Annotated in this window: 14 protein-coding genes; 8 read left to right on the top strand and 6 right to left on the bottom strand. The window is 61.7% G+C overall.

The genetic code is table 11. The features are described 5' to 3' along the window. Window positions 1-14: 14 nt before the first annotated feature. Window positions 15-1,019 carry a GlxA family transcriptional regulator gene (locus ACGYLA_RS02330; RefSeq protein WP_394403467.1) on the top strand — a complete coding sequence of 335 codons (1,005 nt, stop codon included), beginning with the start codon at window positions 15-17 and terminating at the stop codon, window positions 1,017-1,019. Window positions 1,020-1,022: 3 nt separating this feature from the next. Here ACGYLA_RS02330 and ACGYLA_RS02325 read toward each other — a convergent pair whose 3' ends face one another. Beyond that, on the bottom strand, window positions 1,023-2,120 hold the full coding sequence (locus tag ACGYLA_RS02325; RefSeq protein ID WP_394429972.1) for a PQQ-dependent sugar dehydrogenase: 1,098 nt from the start codon (window positions 2,118-2,120) through the stop codon (window positions 1,023-1,025). A 186-nt stretch (window positions 2,121-2,306) separates the two neighbouring features. On the opposite strand from ACGYLA_RS02325, the gene ACGYLA_RS02320 reads away from it, so the two are divergent. From ACGYLA_RS02320 to ACGYLA_RS02295, 6 genes are all read left to right on the top strand, one after another. Next, window positions 2,307-3,491, top strand: coding sequence for an ABC transporter substrate-binding protein (locus ACGYLA_RS02320; RefSeq protein WP_067266789.1), 1,185 nt, complete (start codon window positions 2,307-2,309; stop codon window positions 3,489-3,491). A gap of 147 nt (window positions 3,492-3,638) precedes the next feature. Further along, window positions 3,639-3,800, top strand: a complete 162-nt coding sequence (locus ACGYLA_RS02315) for a hypothetical protein (protein ID WP_156505744.1) — start codon at window positions 3,639-3,641, stop codon at window positions 3,798-3,800. Window positions 3,801-3,888: 88 nt separating this feature from the next. Further along, window positions 3,889-4,671, top strand: coding sequence for an ABC transporter ATP-binding protein (locus tag ACGYLA_RS02310; RefSeq protein ID WP_394429970.1), 783 nt, complete (start codon window positions 3,889-3,891; stop codon window positions 4,669-4,671). Next, the gene (locus ACGYLA_RS02305; protein WP_271687269.1) at window positions 4,668-5,489 is read left to right on the top strand and encodes an ABC transporter ATP-binding protein; all 822 of its coding nucleotides are present in this window, start codon (window positions 4,668-4,670) and stop codon (window positions 5,487-5,489) included. The genes ACGYLA_RS02310 and ACGYLA_RS02305 overlap by 4 nt, the downstream gene beginning before the upstream one ends. A 2-nt stretch (window positions 5,490-5,491) precedes the next feature. Beyond that, a complete protein-coding gene (locus ACGYLA_RS02300) occupies window positions 5,492-6,502 on the top strand; it encodes a branched-chain amino acid ABC transporter permease (RefSeq protein ID WP_067261483.1) in 1,011 nt (336 codons plus the stop codon). Next, entirely contained in the window at window positions 6,499-7,803 is a 1,305-nt protein-coding gene (locus ACGYLA_RS02295) for a branched-chain amino acid ABC transporter permease (RefSeq protein WP_394429968.1), read from the top strand. Before ACGYLA_RS02300 ends, ACGYLA_RS02295 begins: the two co-directional genes overlap by 4 nt. 74 nt (window positions 7,804-7,877) lie before the next feature. Here ACGYLA_RS02295 and ACGYLA_RS02290 read toward each other — a convergent pair whose 3' ends face one another. Next, a complete protein-coding gene (locus ACGYLA_RS02290) occupies window positions 7,878-9,416 on the bottom strand; it encodes a helicase HerA-like domain-containing protein (RefSeq protein WP_394429966.1) in 1,539 nt (512 codons plus the stop codon). A gap of 467 nt (window positions 9,417-9,883) precedes the next feature. Between ACGYLA_RS02290 and ACGYLA_RS02285 the strand changes: the two genes are divergently transcribed. Then, complete coding sequence (locus ACGYLA_RS02285) at window positions 9,884-10,534, top strand: invasion associated locus B family protein (RefSeq protein WP_394429964.1); 651 nt, start codon at window positions 9,884-9,886, stop codon at window positions 10,532-10,534. A 69-nt stretch (window positions 10,535-10,603) separates the two neighbouring features. On the opposite strand, the gene ACGYLA_RS02280 is transcribed toward ACGYLA_RS02285, so the two are convergent. From ACGYLA_RS02280 to ACGYLA_RS02265, 4 genes are read right to left on the bottom strand one after another with little or no spacing between them, the layout of a single operon-like run. Beyond that, window positions 10,604-11,812, bottom strand: a complete 1,209-nt coding sequence (locus ACGYLA_RS02280; RefSeq protein ID WP_394429962.1) for a beta-ketoacyl-[acyl-carrier-protein] synthase family protein — start codon at window positions 11,810-11,812, stop codon at window positions 10,604-10,606. A 3-nt stretch (window positions 11,813-11,815) separates the two neighbouring features. Further along, window positions 11,816-12,073, bottom strand: a complete 258-nt coding sequence (locus ACGYLA_RS02275) for an acyl carrier protein (RefSeq protein WP_209217782.1) — start codon at window positions 12,071-12,073, stop codon at window positions 11,816-11,818. A gap of 31 nt (window positions 12,074-12,104) precedes the next feature. Then, on the bottom strand, window positions 12,105-13,196 hold the full coding sequence (gene lpxD, locus ACGYLA_RS02270; RefSeq protein ID WP_394429960.1) for a UDP-3-O-(3-hydroxymyristoyl)glucosamine N-acyltransferase: 1,092 nt from the start codon (window positions 13,194-13,196) through the stop codon (window positions 12,105-12,107). A 34-nt stretch (window positions 13,197-13,230) separates the two neighbouring features. Beyond that, window positions 13,231-14,847 (bottom strand): murein L,D-transpeptidase, encoded by a 1,617-nt coding sequence (locus ACGYLA_RS02265; RefSeq protein WP_394429958.1) that lies wholly within the window; start codon window positions 14,845-14,847, stop codon window positions 13,231-13,233. Window positions 14,848-15,108: the final 261 nt, after the last annotated feature.

Here is a 15,108-nt window from a genome sequence, read left to right as displayed (position 1 = left end):
AGAAAGACGCCGTGATGTCCCAACCGCGCCCGGCCACCCGCATGCCCCCCCAGACCGACAAGCCGCGGCGCTTCGTCTTTGTGTTGTTGGAGAATTTCACACTTCTGAGCTTTGCCTCGGCGGTGGAATGCCTGCGGATCACCAACCGTATGCTCGAACGCGAGGTCTATGAATGGCGGGTCGTGGGCGAAAGCGGTGAGACCTGTGCAAGCTCCTCCGGTGCGGTTTTCGCGCTGGACGGCGGGCTTGAGGAGTTGGGCCGCGACGATACCATCATGATCTGCGGCGGCATCGGCGTGCAGGCCGCGACCACCAAAAAGCTGCTGGCATGGCTGCGCCGCGAGGCGCGCAAGGGACTGGTTGTCGGCGGGCTGTGCACCGCGGCGCATACGCTGGCCAAGGCGGGTCTGCTCGACGGCAAACGCGCCACGATCCATTGGGAGAATCAGGACAGTTTCGGCGAGGAATTCGAAGAGGTCATTTTGACGAAATCGGTCTTCGTGGTCGACGGCAACCGGCTGACCACGGCGGGCGGCACGTCTTCTTTGGACATGATGCTAAAACTCATCGCCGATGATCACGGTGAGGAGACGGCCAACGCCGTGGCGGATCAGCTTATTTATTCCTCGATCCGCACCGACCAAGACACGCAGCGCCTGTCGGTGCCCACGCGAATCGGCGTGCGCCATCCGAAGCTTTCCCAAGTAATTCAGCAGATGGAGCGCAACATCGAAGAGCCGATCAGCCCCTCCATCCTCGCCCGTGACGTGGGCATGTCGACCCGCCAGCTAGAGCGTCTGTTTCGGCGCTACCTGAACCGCAGCCCAAAACGTTACTATATGGAATTGCGGCTGCAAAAGGCGCGCAACCTGTTGATGCAGACGGATATGAGCGTGATCAACGTGGCGCTGGCCTGCGGCTTTGCCTCGCCCTCGCATTTCTCGAAATGCTACCGGGCGCATTACCAGACCACGCCTTATCGTGAGCGCGGCAGCCAATCCACCCGGCAGCCCGCCTGAGCGTCAAGGCGTGATCCGGTAGACGGTGCCGTTGACCTCTGAGATGAACCAGATCCCACCCTCGGGCCCTTCGACGACATCGCGCACGCGGGCGGTCTCGGCGGTCTTGATCTGCGCCACTTCTTCCAGCGGCGTGCCGCTTAGCCCGGCGATATAGTCGAACTTGAGCGAGCCGACGAAGATGTCACCCTCCCATTTAGGAAAAAGCGCGCCGGAATAGACCATCAGCCCCGCAGGCGCGATGGAGGGATCCCAGTAGAATTCGGGCTGCGCCATGCCCTCTTTCGTCCTGCCCTCACCGATCTTCGCGCCCGAATAGTGTTCCCCGTAGGAAATCACGGGCCAGCCGTAATTCGTGCCCTTGGTGATGCGGTTCACCTCATCCCCGCCCTTGGCACCGTGTTCCGACACCCAAAGCCGTCCCTCCAGATCCAGCCCCGCCCCTTGCGGGTTGCGATGGCCGTAGGACCAGATTTCGGGCAGCACGTCGGGCGTGTCGACAAAGGGATTGTCATCGGGGACCGAGCCGTCGCGGTTCACGCGGATGATGCTGCCGTTATGGGTGCTGCGGTCCTGCGCCGCCGGACGATCACCGCGTTCGCCGATGGTCACCAGCAGCGTACCATCCGGCGCTTCGACCACGCGCGAGCCGAAGTGCTGGCCGCCGCTGCTGCCCGGCTTCATGGCGAAAAGCTCGGTCAGGTTTTCCAGACTGCGGGTATCCTCTGACAGACGCGCGCTTGCCAAAGCCGTCCCCGCGCCGCCGCCCTCTTGGGGTTTGGCATAGGTCAGGAATAGCAGGCGGCTTTGCGCGAAATCCCCGGACAAGGTGATGTCCAACAGACCGCCCTGCCCGACCACGGCGACCTCCGGTAGGCCCGAGACTTCGTGCCGTGTGTCGTCCTTTTGATAGATCAAACGTCCGGCCTTTTCGGTCACCAACAGACCGCCACCGGGCAAGGGAGCAACGCCCCAAGGGGCATCGAGATCCTCGGCCATGGGGGTGATCGTGAGACCGCTCTGCGCTGTGGCGGCGCCCGCGGCGCAGAGGCTGCCGAGGCTGATGAAGGCGGCGGTGGCGAGGTGTTTTGCGCGGGTCATAGACAGGCTCCTTTGGGCATGGGGGCTTGGTTCAAGACATAGCCAGCGCACCGCCCATTTCCACCATCGTTCCCGGTCCACGCGAAAACCCGCCCGCGAAAAACACTTTATAAATCGCCTTTTCTTTTTCGAAACCACGACCTAACGTTCGATCAGAACGAGAGTTCAACTAAGGGAGAGTACCAAATGAAAAAAATTCTGATGGCCACAACGGCCGTTGCCCTGCTCGCCACTGGCGCGCATGCGGAAGACACTAAAATCGGCATTCTGCTGGGCTTCACCGGCCCGCTGGAATCGTTGGCCAATGACATGGCCGCCGGTGCCGAACTGGCGATTTCCGAGGTTAACGAGAGCGGCATGTTCCTCGACGGGGCCACCGTTTCGTCCGAGCGTGGCGACACCGGCTGTATCGACGCGGGCCTTGCCGTGGCATCGGCTGAGCGTCTGATCACCTCCGACCGCGTGAGCGGCATCGTGGGCGGCATGTGCTCGGGTGAAACCACCGCCTCGCTGCAAAACGTCGCCATCCCGAACGGCATCGTGATGATCTCGCCCTCTGCGACATCCCCGGCCCTGTCGACGGTCGAAGACAACGGTCTGTTCTTCCGCACATCGCCGTCGGACGCACGTCAGGGTCAGGTGATGGCCGACATCCTGAACGACCGTGGCATCAAGGAAGTCGCCGTCACCTATACCAACAACGACTATGGTAAAGGTTTGGCCGACAGCTTTGAGACCGCCTACAAAGAATCCGGCGGCACCGTGACCATCAACACCTCGCATGAAGACGGCAAAGCGGACTACTCCGCCGAAGTCGGCGCGCTGGCCTCTGCCGGTGGTGAGGTTCTGGTCGTGGCAGGCTATGTCGACCAAGGTGGCGCGGGCATCGTGAACGGTGCGCTGGACGCCGGTGCATTCGACGTCTTCATGTTCCCCGACGGCATGGTCTCCGACACGCTGGAAGAGAAATTCGCCGAGATCGCGGATGGCTCCTTTGGTCAGAACCCGAGTGCTGCTGGCGAAGGCCCGGACAACTACAAGAAGATGGGCAAGGAAGCCGGTTTCGAGCCGACCAACGCCTTCTCGCCTGAATCCTATGACGCGGCAGCGCTGATGCTGCTGGCGATGCAGGCCGCAGGCTCCAACGATCCGGCGGAGTACAAGGAAAAGGTGATGGAAGTCGCCAACGCACCGGGTGAAAAAATCCTGCCGGGTGAACTGGGCAAGGCGCTTCAGATCATCAAAGACGGCGGCGACGTGGACTATGTCGGTGCCTCGGCGGTCGAGCTGATCGGACCGGGCGAGAGCGCGGGCAACTACCGCGAGATCGAGATGAAGGACGGCAAGATGGTCACGGTCGGCTACCGCTGATCCACGCCACCATCTAACCGCTAAGAGAGGCCCGGTCGCAGTGCGATCGGGCCTTTTGCTTAGGAAATCGACTTTTCTTCCGGGGATGCAGCCAGTACAAATCCCCTATTGAGGACGTGGAAAACACGTCCCGTCTGGGAGGACAGGATGAAAAAGCAACGTATGGCCGTCTCGGTCAGGGCTTTGGGCATGTATTTTGCTGAACGTGATTTCGGCAATACGGCGCAATCTGCCTCTGACAAGGCAGCGCAGGGCTTTCTTCAGATCAGGACCGCAGCGGTCCCTTCCAAGAATCTCAGCACATTGTAAACAGGTATGGCGGCGCGCATCTGCCTGCGCGGCCCATATGACGACCAATAAAAACCAGCCACAAGGTGGCGGACACGGGGATGGACATATGATCGTCGTAGACGACGTACACAAACACTTCGGCGGGTTTCACGCCGTCGACGGGGCGAGCCTGTCGATCAAGAAAGGATCGATCACTGGTTTGATCGGCCCAAATGGCGCGGGGAAAACCACGCTGTTCAACGTAATTGCCGGCGAGCTTCAGCCCACATCGGGCCGCGTCACCATGGATGGGGAGGACATCACCGGCCTGCCCCCGCATGAGCTTTTCCACAAGGGGCTGCTACGCACCTTCCAGATCGCGCATGAGTTTTCTTCGATGTCCTGCCGCGAGAACCTGATGATGGTGCCGGGCAACCAGTCTGGCGAGACGCTGTGGAACACATGGTTCGGCACCAAGCGCATCGCCAATGAGGAACGCGCGCTCAAGGCCAAGGCCGATGAGGTGCTGGAGTTTCTGACCATCGAACATCTGGCCGAACAGAAGGCGGGCCAGATCTCGGGCGGGCAGAAAAAGCTGCTGGAGCTTGGCCGCACCATGATGGTCGACGCCAAGATCGTTTTTCTGGACGAGGTCGGCGCGGGTGTGAACCGGACGCTGCTGAACACCATCGGCGATGCCATCATCCGCCTTAACCAAGAGCGCAATTACACTTTCGTCGTGATCGAGCATGACATGGATTTCATCGGCCGCCTTTGCGACCCGGTGATCTGCATGGCCGAGGGCCACGTGCTGGCCGAAGGCACGCTGGATGAGATCAAGGCGAACGAACAGGTGATCGAGGCCTATCTCGGCACCGGGCTGAAGAACAAGGACAAGGTAGGCGCATGAGCAATGATCCCTACGGCGACCGCGGCAACAAAGATTGGTCGGTCGGCAACGCGAAGGGCCAAGGCAGCATCATGCCCAAGGCCAGCGGCAAAACCCACCCCGCCCCCGGCGGCCCCTTCCTGATTGGTGACGGCATGACGGCGGGCTACGGCAACGGCCCCGACATCCTGCATGACTGCACCATCGCCGTGGACCGCGGCGAGATCGCGGTGATCGTCGGCCCCAACGGGGCGGGCAAATCCACCGGCATGAAGGCGGTCTTCGGCATGCTCGATATGCGCAAGGGCCATGTGCGGCTGGATGGTGAAGACATCACCGAACTCAGCCCGCAGGACCGTGTGGCCAAGGGCATGGGCTTCGTGCCCCAAACCTCGAACATTTTCACCTCAATGTCGGTCGAAGAGAACCTTGAGATGGGCGCTTTCATCCGCCGCGATGACTTTCGCGATACGATGGCACAGGTCTATGACCTTTTCCCGATCCTTAAGGAAAAGCGCCATCAGGCGGCGGGTGAACTGTCGGGCGGGCAACGCCAGCAGGTGGCCGTGGGCCGCGCGCTGATGACCCAGCCCAAGGTGCTGATGCTGGATGAGCCGACGGCGGGTGTCTCGCCCATCGTCATGGACGAGCTTTTCGACCGGATCATTGAGGTTGCCCGCACCGGCATCCCGATCCTGATGGTCGAACAGAACGCCCGTCAAGCGCTTGAAATCGCGGACAAAGGCTATGTGCTTGTGCAGGGGGCGAATGCCTTTACCGGCACCGGCAAAGAGCTTTTGGCCGATCCTGAAGTCCGCAAATCGTTTCTGGGGGGCTGAACATGGATCTGCTCAACGCTTTCATTGCACTTTCGAACTATGTGCTCATTCCGGGCATCGCCTATGGCTCGCAGCTGGCGCTTGGCGCGCTTGGCGTGACGCTGGTCTACGGCATCTTGCGGTTTTCCAACTTCGCCCATGGCGACACAATGGCCATGGGCACCATGGCGACGATCCTGATGACATGGCTGTTCCAGTCCATGGGCCTCAGCCTCGGCGTGCTGCCGACGGCGCTTCTGGCCCTGCCCTTCGGCATCGCCTTTACCATGCTGCTGGTGCTCGGCACCGACAAGGTGGTCTACAAGTTCTACCGTGAACAGAAGGCCAAGCCGGTGATCCTCGTGATTGTCTCTCTCGGCGTGACCTTCATCTACAACGGGATCACCCGCTTCATCATCGGCGCGGATGACCAGAACTTCCTTGACGGCCAGCGCTTCATCATGTCGGCGCGGGATTTCAAAGAGATGACTGGCCTGCGCGAAGGTCTTGCCTTTAAGACCACCCAAGGCATCACCATCGTTACCGCGATCATCGTCGTGGCGCTGCTGTTTTGGTTCCTTAACAAGACGCGGGCGGGCAAATCCATGCGCGCCTATTCCGATAACGAGGATCTGGCGCTCTTGTCGGGCATCAACCCCGAGCGTGTGGTGATGATCACATGGATGATCGTGGCCGCCTTGGCGACGATTGCGGGCACGCTTTATGGTCTTGATAAGTCGTTCAAACCCTTCACCTATTTCCAACTTCTGCTGCCGATCTTCGCAGCGGCCATCGTCGGCGGGCTCGGCTCTCCGGTCGGGGCGATCGCGGGCGGTTTCGTGATCGCATTCAGCGAGGTCACGATCACCTACGCGTGGAAAAAGGTGCTGGGCTATGTGATGCCCGAAGGGTTGCAGCCGGACGGCTTGGTGCAGCTCATGAGCACGGATTACAAATTTGCGGTCAGCTTCGTCATTCTTCTGATCGTTCTGCTGATCAAGCCCACCGGCCTGTTCAAGGGGAAATCGGTATGACCCAGACTGTGAAAAACACGATCCTTTTCGCGATCATCGCCTTGATGATCATCTACACCGGCTTTGCGCAAAGCTGGAACTCGGCTCTGCTGATCATCGCCATGGGTCTGATCTCTTCGATCATGGCGCTTGGGGTGAACCTGCAATGGGGCTTTGCGGGCCTGTTCAACGTGGGCGTCATGGGGTTTGTGGCGCTTGGCGGTCTGGCGGCTGTGCTGGTTTCCATGCCCCCGACCGAGGGCGCTTGGTCCACCGGTGGTTTCGCCATTCTGGGGGCGCTGGCGCTTGGGGCGGCCACCGTGGTGGCGGCGGTCATGCTGATGAAACGGATGGCCCCGGGCACGCTGCGCACGCTTTCGGTGATCGCGGTCTTGGTCATCGGTTTCTTCATCTTCCGCGCCCTGCTCGACCCCGCCGTTCAGGCGGTCGAGGCGATTAACCCCGCGCAGACCGGCTATCTCGGGGGTCTTGGCCTGCCGGTGCTGATCTCTTGGCCCGTGGGCGGTCTCTTTGCCGCTGGCGCGGCGTGGCTGATCGGCAAGACGGCCCTTGGCCTGCGGTCGGACTATCTGGCGATTGCGACGCTGGGGATCGCCGAGATCATCATCGCGGTCCTAAAGAACGAAGACTGGATGAGCCGCGGCGTGAAGAACGTGATCGGCCTGCCCCGCCCCGTGCCTTACGAGATCGACCTGCAAAACAACCCCGCCTTCGTGGAACGTGCGGCGGGCCTTGGCTTTGATCCCGTGGATGCCTCGACGCTCTGGGTCAAACTGCTCTATATCGCGCTCTTCGCGGCGGTGCTGATCGTCCTGTTGTGGATGAGCCAGCGTGCGCTGCACTCCCCTTGGGGCCGGATGCTGCGTGCGATCCGTGACAACGAAGTCGCGGCAGAGGCCATGGGCAAGGACGTGACCGCGCGGCATTTGCAGGTCTTCATCCTCGGCTCCGCGATCTGCGGCATCGCGGGGGCGATGATGACGACGATGGACAGCCAGTTGACGCCCGGCACCTACCAGCCGCTGCGCTTTACCTTCCTCATTTGGGTGATGGTGATCGTCGGCGGCTCGGGCAACAACTTCGGCGCGATCCTCGGCGGCTTCCTGATCTGGTTCCTCTGGGTGCAGGTCGAGCCGATGGGCCTGTGGCTGATGAACCTGATCACCGCGGGCATGTCCGAAGGGTCGGCTCTGAAGGCCCATCTGATCGAGAGCGCGGCGCATATGCGGCTTTTGACCATGGGCATCGTGCTGCTTCTTGTCCTGCGCTTCAGCCCGCGCGGGTTGATCCCCGAGCGGTAAATCCCGCTGAGATTCACGATATAAAAAGGGGCGCGGTCGCAATACCGCGCCCCTTTTTCATTTCTCAGGCCGCTTCAGCGCCCCTTGAACAATCCGCCCAAGATGCCGCGCACGATACGGCGCCCGGTGGTGCCTTTCAGCTCTTTGATCACCGCGCTCGCGATGGCATCTCCGAAACCGTCTGTCGCCTTGCGGCTTGACCGGCTGCCGCCGCTGCGCGCCCCGCCATAGCGGCGGGCCTTCTGGAATTCTCGCGCGACCGCGTCCTCGGCCTCTGCCGCGGCTTCGATCTTTTCCGCCTCTTTGGCCGCCGCCTCCGCGCGGGCCTTCAGCATTTCATAGGCTGACTCGCGGTCCTGCACGGTCTCGTATTTCCCTGCCAGATCGGAGTCCGCCAGCACCGCCGCACGCTCCGCCACGGTGATCGGGCCGAGCCGCGAAGACGGCGGTCGGATCAAGGTACGCTCCACCACGCCCGGCACGCCCTTGCGTTGCAGCATGGAGGTCACGGCCTCCCCAACACCGACCTCGCGGATCGCCCCTTCGGTGTCGAAGCGCGGGTTCTCGCGGTAGGTCTCGGCGGCTTGGCGCAGTTCCTTACGGTCCCGCGCGGTAAAGGCGCGTAGCGCGTGTTGGAAGCGGTTGCCAAGCTGGCCGAGGATATCGTCGGGCACATCGGCGGGGTTCTGGGTCACGAAATAAACCCCGACGCCTTTGGAGCGGATGAGCCGCGCCACCTGTTCCACTTTGTCGACCAGCGCCTTGGGCGCATCGTCGAACAGCAGATGCGCCTCGTCGAAGAAGAACACGAGCTTGGGTTTGTCGGGGTCGCCCACCTCGGGCAGTTCCTCGAACAGTTCGGACATGAGCCACAGCAGGAAAGTCGCATAGAGTTTGGGCGAGGCCATGAGCTTGTCAGCGGCGAGGATGTTGATCCGCCCGCGCCCTTCGGCGTCGCAGCGCATGAGGTCCGAGAGCGCCAGCGCCGGCTCGCCAAACAACTGCGCGCCGCCTTGGTTCTCCAGCACCAGCAGCCGCCGTTGAATGGTGCCGACGGAGGCGGTCGAGACATTGCCATAGCGCAGCGCCAAGTCCTTTGCATTCTCGCCCACCCAGACCAGCAGGGATTGCAGGTCTTTCAGGTCCAAAAGCGGCATCCATTCCTCATCGGCCACGCGGAAGGCGATGTTCAGGATGCCCTCCTGCGCCTCAGACAGGCTGAGCAACTGCGCGATGAGCAGCGGTCCCATCTCGGATACCGTGGTGCGGACGGGATGGCCCTGCTCACCAAAGAGATCCCAAAAGGTGACCGGGAAGGATTGATAGCTATAGTCATCAAAGCCGATCTTGGCCGCGCGTTCGGTGAAAGCGCCGTGCAGTTTGGCGGCCTCGCTCCCCGCGACGGCAAGGCCGGACAGATCGCCCTTCACATCCGACAAGAACACCGGCACCCCGGCATTGGCAAAACCCTCAGCAAGGATTTGCAGCGTCACCGTTTTGCCCGTGCCCGTCGCCCCCGCGATCAGCCCGTGACGGTTGGCATAGCCGAGATCGAGGAATTGCTTTGTCGCATGGTCGGGACCGCCGCCGCCGATAAAGATGTCACTGCTCACGCTGGGGCCTTTCTGTCAATTTTAGCCATTCGTCCGTTCCACTAGAGCATACAAACTTAACCTTTGCGCGCCATAGTGAAGGCATCCCGCTCGCATGTCCTTTTATCGGGCGGGTGTACTTCCTCCCTGTTAGACTTGGCCGCGCCTTCGGGTGCGGCCCTTTTTCTGACTGGGGCCGTGCTAAAACCCTGACAGATTGTCGCATTTTTCCTGTTGACCGGCATCACGCGCTTGCCTAACGTGGCATTAATAAGTCGGCCCAGTCCGACGGGGAGAAAGTACACGGAAAGGGGGCGCGCTGCGTCCCCTTTTGCATTTCTGGCGTTTAAGCCTCTGACATCGCGGGAAAACCGCGATTGCGGGGTCGGCATGAAATTGCCCGAACCTTGATCGAAATGCGGCCCTTGGCACTGACAATCCCGGGGCGGCGTGGTAAGGGGCGGTAACGCAACAAATGTGGATATGACATGAGCAAGTTTATGACCGCCCTGCCGCTTTGTGCAGCGCTTGCACTGACGGCCCCAATGACGGCTTTCGCCCAGACCGCCACGGAAGAAGACACCGCCCAGACCGAAGATCAGCAGCCCCAGCCCGGCACCAGCGGCAATGCTTCGCAGATCGAAGAGCAGCTGAGCCTCGGTGAAGATGCGGACAAAGACCCCGATCTGGGCAAGCCCTACACCAAGAAAGAGATCGGTGCTTGGGAGATGCGCTGCATCAAGACCGAAGAAGAAGTCGACCCCTGCCAGATGTACCAGCTCCTCGCCGATGGCGAAGGTGCGCCGGTTGCCGAAGTCTCGCTCTTCCGGCTGCCCGATGGGGGGCAGGCCAAGGCCGGTGCCACGGTTGTCGTCCCGCTTGAGACCGCCCTGCCCGCGCAGCTGACCCTGTCGGTCGACGGTGGCAAGGCCCGCCGCTATCCCTATGCCTTCTGCAACCCCGTGGGCTGCTATGTGCGCATGGGCCTGACCGATGCCGATATCGGTGCTTTCAAACGCGGCAAGGAAGCGGTGCTGACCATCGTGCCCGCTCTCGCACCGGATCAGGAAGTGAAACTGACACTCTCGCTCGACGGCTTCACTGCCAGCTACGACGAAGTTTCGGTCATCGAACAGTAAGACCGGATTTTACCGATTTGAATGCCGCTCCCGACCTCGGGGGCGGCATTTTTTATGGTCGTGCGTGGATCAGGCGCTCCGCAGCGCCAGAACGGCATTCATCCCGCCAAAGGCGAAGGCATTGCTAAGCGCCACATCGATCTGCGCCTCGCGCGCCTCATTGGGCACCACGTCGAGCGCGCATTCCGGGTCGGGTTCCTCATAGCCAATGGTCGGCGCGATCACCCCGTCGCGCAGCGCCATGATACAGGCCAAAAGCTCGACCGCGCCGGTGCCACCGATGATATGTCCATGCATCGATTTGGTGGAAGAGATCATCAACTGGTCCGCATGGGTGCCGAAAACATCCGCCACGGCGGCGCATTCGGTCTTGTCATTCGCCGCGGTCCCGGTGCCATGGGCGTTGATATAGCCGACCTCTTCGCGGTTGATCCCCGCATCGGCCAGCGCCCCTTCCATCGCCCGCGCGGCTCCCGCCTTGGAGGGCATGACGATATCGCTGGCATCCGAGGTCATGGCGAACCCCGCGACTTCGCAGAGGATCTCGGCTCCCCTCGCGCGCGCGTGTTCATAGTCTTCAAAGACAAAGACCCCCGCCCCCTCGCCCTGCACCATTCCGTTGCGATTGGCCGAGAAAGGGCGGCAGGCATCGCGGCTCATCACGCGCAGCCCTTCCCAAGCCTTCACCCCGCCGAAGCAGAGCATGGATTCCGATCCACCCGTTACCATCACCGGGCTCATGCCGGAGCGAACCATCGCTAAAGCCTGTGCCATGGCGTGGTTCGACGAGGCACAGGCGGTGGAGACGGTGAAAGACGGCCCGCGCAGGTTCCATTCCATGCTGACATGGCTGGCGGCGGCGTTGTTCATCAGCTTGGGCACCACGAAGGGATGCACCCGGTTTTTGCCCTCTTCGTAGACCGCGCGGTAATTGTCGTCCCATGTCGAAACACCGCCCCCCGCCGTGCCAAGCACAACCCCTGCGCGGGCGGCCAACTCATCGGTGAAGGTCAGGCCCGATTGTTCGATCGCCTCGCGGGCGGCGGTGAGGGTGAATTGCGTGAACCGATCGTAAAGCGCGATTTGCTGGCGGTTGTAGCGGCCCTCGGCCTCGAACCCGCGCACCTGACCGCCGATGCGGATGGCCAGCCGCTCCACATCCCGGAACTCAAGCGGACCGATGCCGCATTTGCCCTCGCGCATGGCCGCCAGCGTTTCGGGCACCGACAGGCCCAGAGCGTTGATCGTGCCCGCGCCGGTGATGACAACGCGCCGCATCGCTCAGCTCTGTTCGGCTTGCAGCCGTTCCACCCCGGCGACGATGCTGCGCACGGTCGAGATGTCGAAATCGCTTTCGCTGGGGCTGTTGGCGTTGAAAGGCACGTTGATGTCGAATGTCTCTTCAATGGCAAAGATGCATTCCACGACCCCCATGCTGTCGATCCCGAGGTCTTCAAGCGTGCTGTCGAGCGTGACATCCTCCGGCTCGATCATGGCCTGTTCGGCGAGGATGGTAATGACCTGATCCTGAGTGCTCATGCGCGTCCCCCAACATATGTCCGCGGCAGGTTTAGTCAGCCTTGTCGGCTTTGGAAACCACCTTTTGCAGGGCCGCGACATCACGCAGCAGCTTGGGCAAACGGCGCAGCGCTTTGTAGATCTCGGTCTGCTTGCTCATTTGGGTGGCGGGGTAGCCCAACATGGTGCGCCCCTCGGGCACGTTGGAGAGCACAATGGTCCCCCCGCCCGCGATCACCCGGTCGCCAATGGTGATGTTGTCGGCCAGACCGACCTGCCCGCCGAGCACCACATTGTCGCCCACGCGGGTCGAGCCGCCAACGCCCGCCTGCCCGCAGAGCAGGCAGTTTTTGCCGATCACCGCGTTGTGGCCGATATGCACGAGGTTGTCGATTTTCGTGCCGTCGCCGACCTGCGTGTCGCGAATGGTGCCGTTGTCGATGGTGGAACCCATGCCCATTTCGACATCCGCGCCGATGGTCACAGCGCCAAGCGAATGGATACGGGTCCAAGGCTGCGGGGCGGCATCTCCCTGATCGCCGAGCGTTTGCCGCGCGCTTTCCACGGTGGACAGCTCAGCCGTGACGAAAGAGAAACCGTCGCCGCCCAAGCGCACGCCCGATTGGGCAATGAAACCCGATCCGATGGTGACCCGCGCGCCAATGCTGACATGTTCGCGCAGAAAACAGCCATCGCCCAATGTCGCATCCACGCCGACAAAACACAGCGGCCCGATGACGCTGCCCGCGCCGATCCGCGCCCCGGCAGAGATCACCGCCAACGGACCGACCGAGACGCCCTCGCCTAGCACGGCCTCGGGGTCGATCACGGCTGTAGGATGGATGCCCGGCTTGAACCCCTGCCCCTTGTCGAGCATCCGCGTCACGCCAGAAAGCGCATATCGTGGGCGGTTGGGCAGGATCGCGGCCTTCAGGCCCAAAGCGCGCCAATCGGCACCTTCCCAAAGCATCGCCACTTCGGCGGCACCATCGGTGAGGCTGCTGGCATAGCGCGGGTCCATCGCCAGCGCCATTTCGCCATGTTTCGCGCTGGCCGGTTCGGCCACGCCGCTGACCATGAGTTCGATGTCGCCCTCGGCGCTGGCGCCGACGGCTTTGGCGATTTGCTGAACACTATAGGTCATTCCGGGCGGCCCTTACTTGTTGCGCGCCCGAGAGTTACCCCTGAACGCCGCGCAAGGCCACCCCCGCCTTGGAGAGCGCGTTCCAGATCAGCGCATCCCGGCCATATACGTCATCGCGGTATTCGGTATGGCCACGGGCGTTGGTCACGGCGGTGCGGTAGATCAGATGCACCGGCACCTGCTCTTCAAGAACAACCCGTGTCTCACGGCCACTGCGCAGAATGGCTTGAAACTCACCTTCGGGATCCGCCGATTGCGGGGCCAGCAGCGCATAGGCGAACTCAAACGGTTCGGCCAGACGCACGCAGCCATGGCTAAAGGCACGCACATCGCGGGCAAACAGGCTCTTGGCCGGGGTGTCATGCAGGTAGATGTTGTATTTGTTGGGGAACATGAACTTCACCAGACCCAAGGCATTTGTCTTGCTGGGTGGTTGGCGCATGGAGAAGGGGAAGGTCCGCGCGGTGTAGCGGTTGAAGTTCACCGCGCCGCGGTTCACCTTGCGGCCCCGGCTGTCGGTAATCTCGATATGGTTGACCGCATAGGGGTTGCGCTTGAGCTGCGGCAGGTATTCCCCAGTGACGATCGACCGCGGTACATACCAGCTGGGATTGACCACCATATGCTCCATCACGTCAGAAAATTCGGGCGTCGGGCGGTCCTCGCGCGCGGCCCCCACGACCGAGCGGGTCTGGAAGGTGATCTTGCCATCGTCGATGATCTTGGCCGAGAAGTCGGGGATGTTCACAAGGATATGGCGTTTGCCGCGGTCGGTGTTGAACCAACGCTCACGCTCGAGTGCGACCATAACCGACTGCAACCGCTGCTCGACGCCGATGTTGATCTGCTTCATCGTGGCCGGACCCGCGACGCCGTCGGTGTTCAGCCCATGGGCCTGTTGGAACTGGCGCACGGCTTCGGTCAGGCTGGCGTCATAGCCCATGGCGTTGGACCGCTTCAGAAAGCCCATGGCGATCAGACGGTTGCGCAGGGCAATCACGTCATTTCCGGTATCGCCCGGCTCGAGTTTACCCGCAGGCACCGAGGGGCCCCAGCCGCCCTGCGAGAGCAGCTTTTCCATCGCGATCTTCTCTTTCAGCAGCGCATTATACTCAAGGCTGCGCGGCGGCAGGGCGCGGAAATAAGCGGAAGGCGTGGATTTGGGCAGGTCTTGCAGATAGGTCTTGCGGTCACGGTATGGAATTTCGCGCACGATCTGGCTGATGATCCGTTTGGGGATCAGCACACCGGTCTGCACGTCGCGGGCATAGCGCAGGAACACGCGGCTCAACTCCACCTCGGCGAATCCCCGATCACGCGGGGTCTTGGCCGTGCGCAGCATCTCCAAGACGGCATCGGGGTTGTAGCGGGTGACCGGCAGGCCATGATCATCCGCCGTGGTGATCGCCCGCATCAGTTCCGACCGGCGCGCACGGTGCTCTTCGGCGGCCCCGGTCCAGATGGCGGTATAATCGTTCTCGCGGTAGAAGGCCGCGATGTCATCGTCTTGGGCAGCAGCTTCGGCGACGGCTTGTTTGAAGGCGGTGACCTGCGCCGTGGCAGGCGCGGCAAGCACCAGTGTCGAAATCAACAGGGCAAACCCTGCGATGAATTTGGACAGTTGCCGTGAAAAAGTCGCGCTGAAACCCATGTCGTACCCCGTGAATATACCATTGCCGCCGCGCGACCCTATTGCCTGCCCGGTTTGCCAATAATACTACGCGCAAGTCCATTCAAATTTCCGTTCGCAGGAAAAACGCGTGATGGCCTGTGCGGATTGCGCATCGGTCGCCCCTGCAAATATTGGGTTTTTTAACCGCATTGCGCAAAAACTTGCCTAAATTTGAACCACTCGGGAACCATTCCGATTCAGCCCTTGGTCAGGTTTTCCCGCTATGCAATAACAATGTTG

The sequence above is a fragment of the Sulfitobacter sp. 1A13679 genome, assembly GCF_043557115.1.
Lineage (GTDB): Bacteria > Pseudomonadota > Alphaproteobacteria > Rhodobacterales > Rhodobacteraceae > Sulfitobacter > Sulfitobacter faviae.
The sequence above is the reverse complement of the archived record's forward strand: the minus strand, read 5'-3'. Positions and strand labels throughout refer to the sequence as shown.

Coding starts and splice junctions, on each gene's coding strand:
- ACGYLA_RS02315 (WP_156505744.1), top strand. CDS start 3,639: ATGAAAAAGCAACGTATGGCCGTCTCGGTCAGGGCTTTGGGCATGTAT.
- ACGYLA_RS02305 (WP_271687269.1), top strand. CDS start 4,668: ATGAGCAATGATCCCTACGGCGACCGCGGCAACAAAGATTGGTCGGTC.
- ACGYLA_RS02310 (WP_394429970.1), top strand. CDS start 3,889: ATGATCGTCGTAGACGACGTACACAAACACTTCGGCGGGTTTCACGCC.
- ACGYLA_RS02320 (WP_067266789.1), top strand. CDS start 2,307: ATGAAAAAAATTCTGATGGCCACAACGGCCGTTGCCCTGCTCGCCACT.
- ACGYLA_RS02295 (WP_394429968.1), top strand. CDS start 6,499: ATGACCCAGACTGTGAAAAACACGATCCTTTTCGCGATCATCGCCTTG.
- ACGYLA_RS02265 (WP_394429958.1), bottom strand. CDS start 14,847: ATGGGTTTCAGCGCGACTTTTTCACGGCAACTGTCCAAATTCATCGCA.
- ACGYLA_RS02275 (WP_209217782.1), bottom strand. CDS start 12,073: ATGAGCACTCAGGATCAGGTCATTACCATCCTCGCCGAACAGGCCATG.
- ACGYLA_RS02330 (WP_394403467.1), top strand. CDS start 15: ATGTCCCAACCGCGCCCGGCCACCCGCATGCCCCCCCAGACCGACAAG.
- ACGYLA_RS02285 (WP_394429964.1), top strand. CDS start 9,884: ATGAGCAAGTTTATGACCGCCCTGCCGCTTTGTGCAGCGCTTGCACTG.
- lpxD (WP_394429960.1), bottom strand. CDS start 13,196: ATGACCTATAGTGTTCAGCAAATCGCCAAAGCCGTCGGCGCCAGCGCC.
- ACGYLA_RS02300 (WP_067261483.1), top strand. CDS start 5,492: ATGGATCTGCTCAACGCTTTCATTGCACTTTCGAACTATGTGCTCATT.
- ACGYLA_RS02325 (WP_394429972.1), bottom strand. CDS start 2,120: ATGACCCGCGCAAAACACCTCGCCACCGCCGCCTTCATCAGCCTCGGC.
- ACGYLA_RS02280 (WP_394429962.1), bottom strand. CDS start 11,812: ATGCGGCGCGTTGTCATCACCGGCGCGGGCACGATCAACGCTCTGGGC.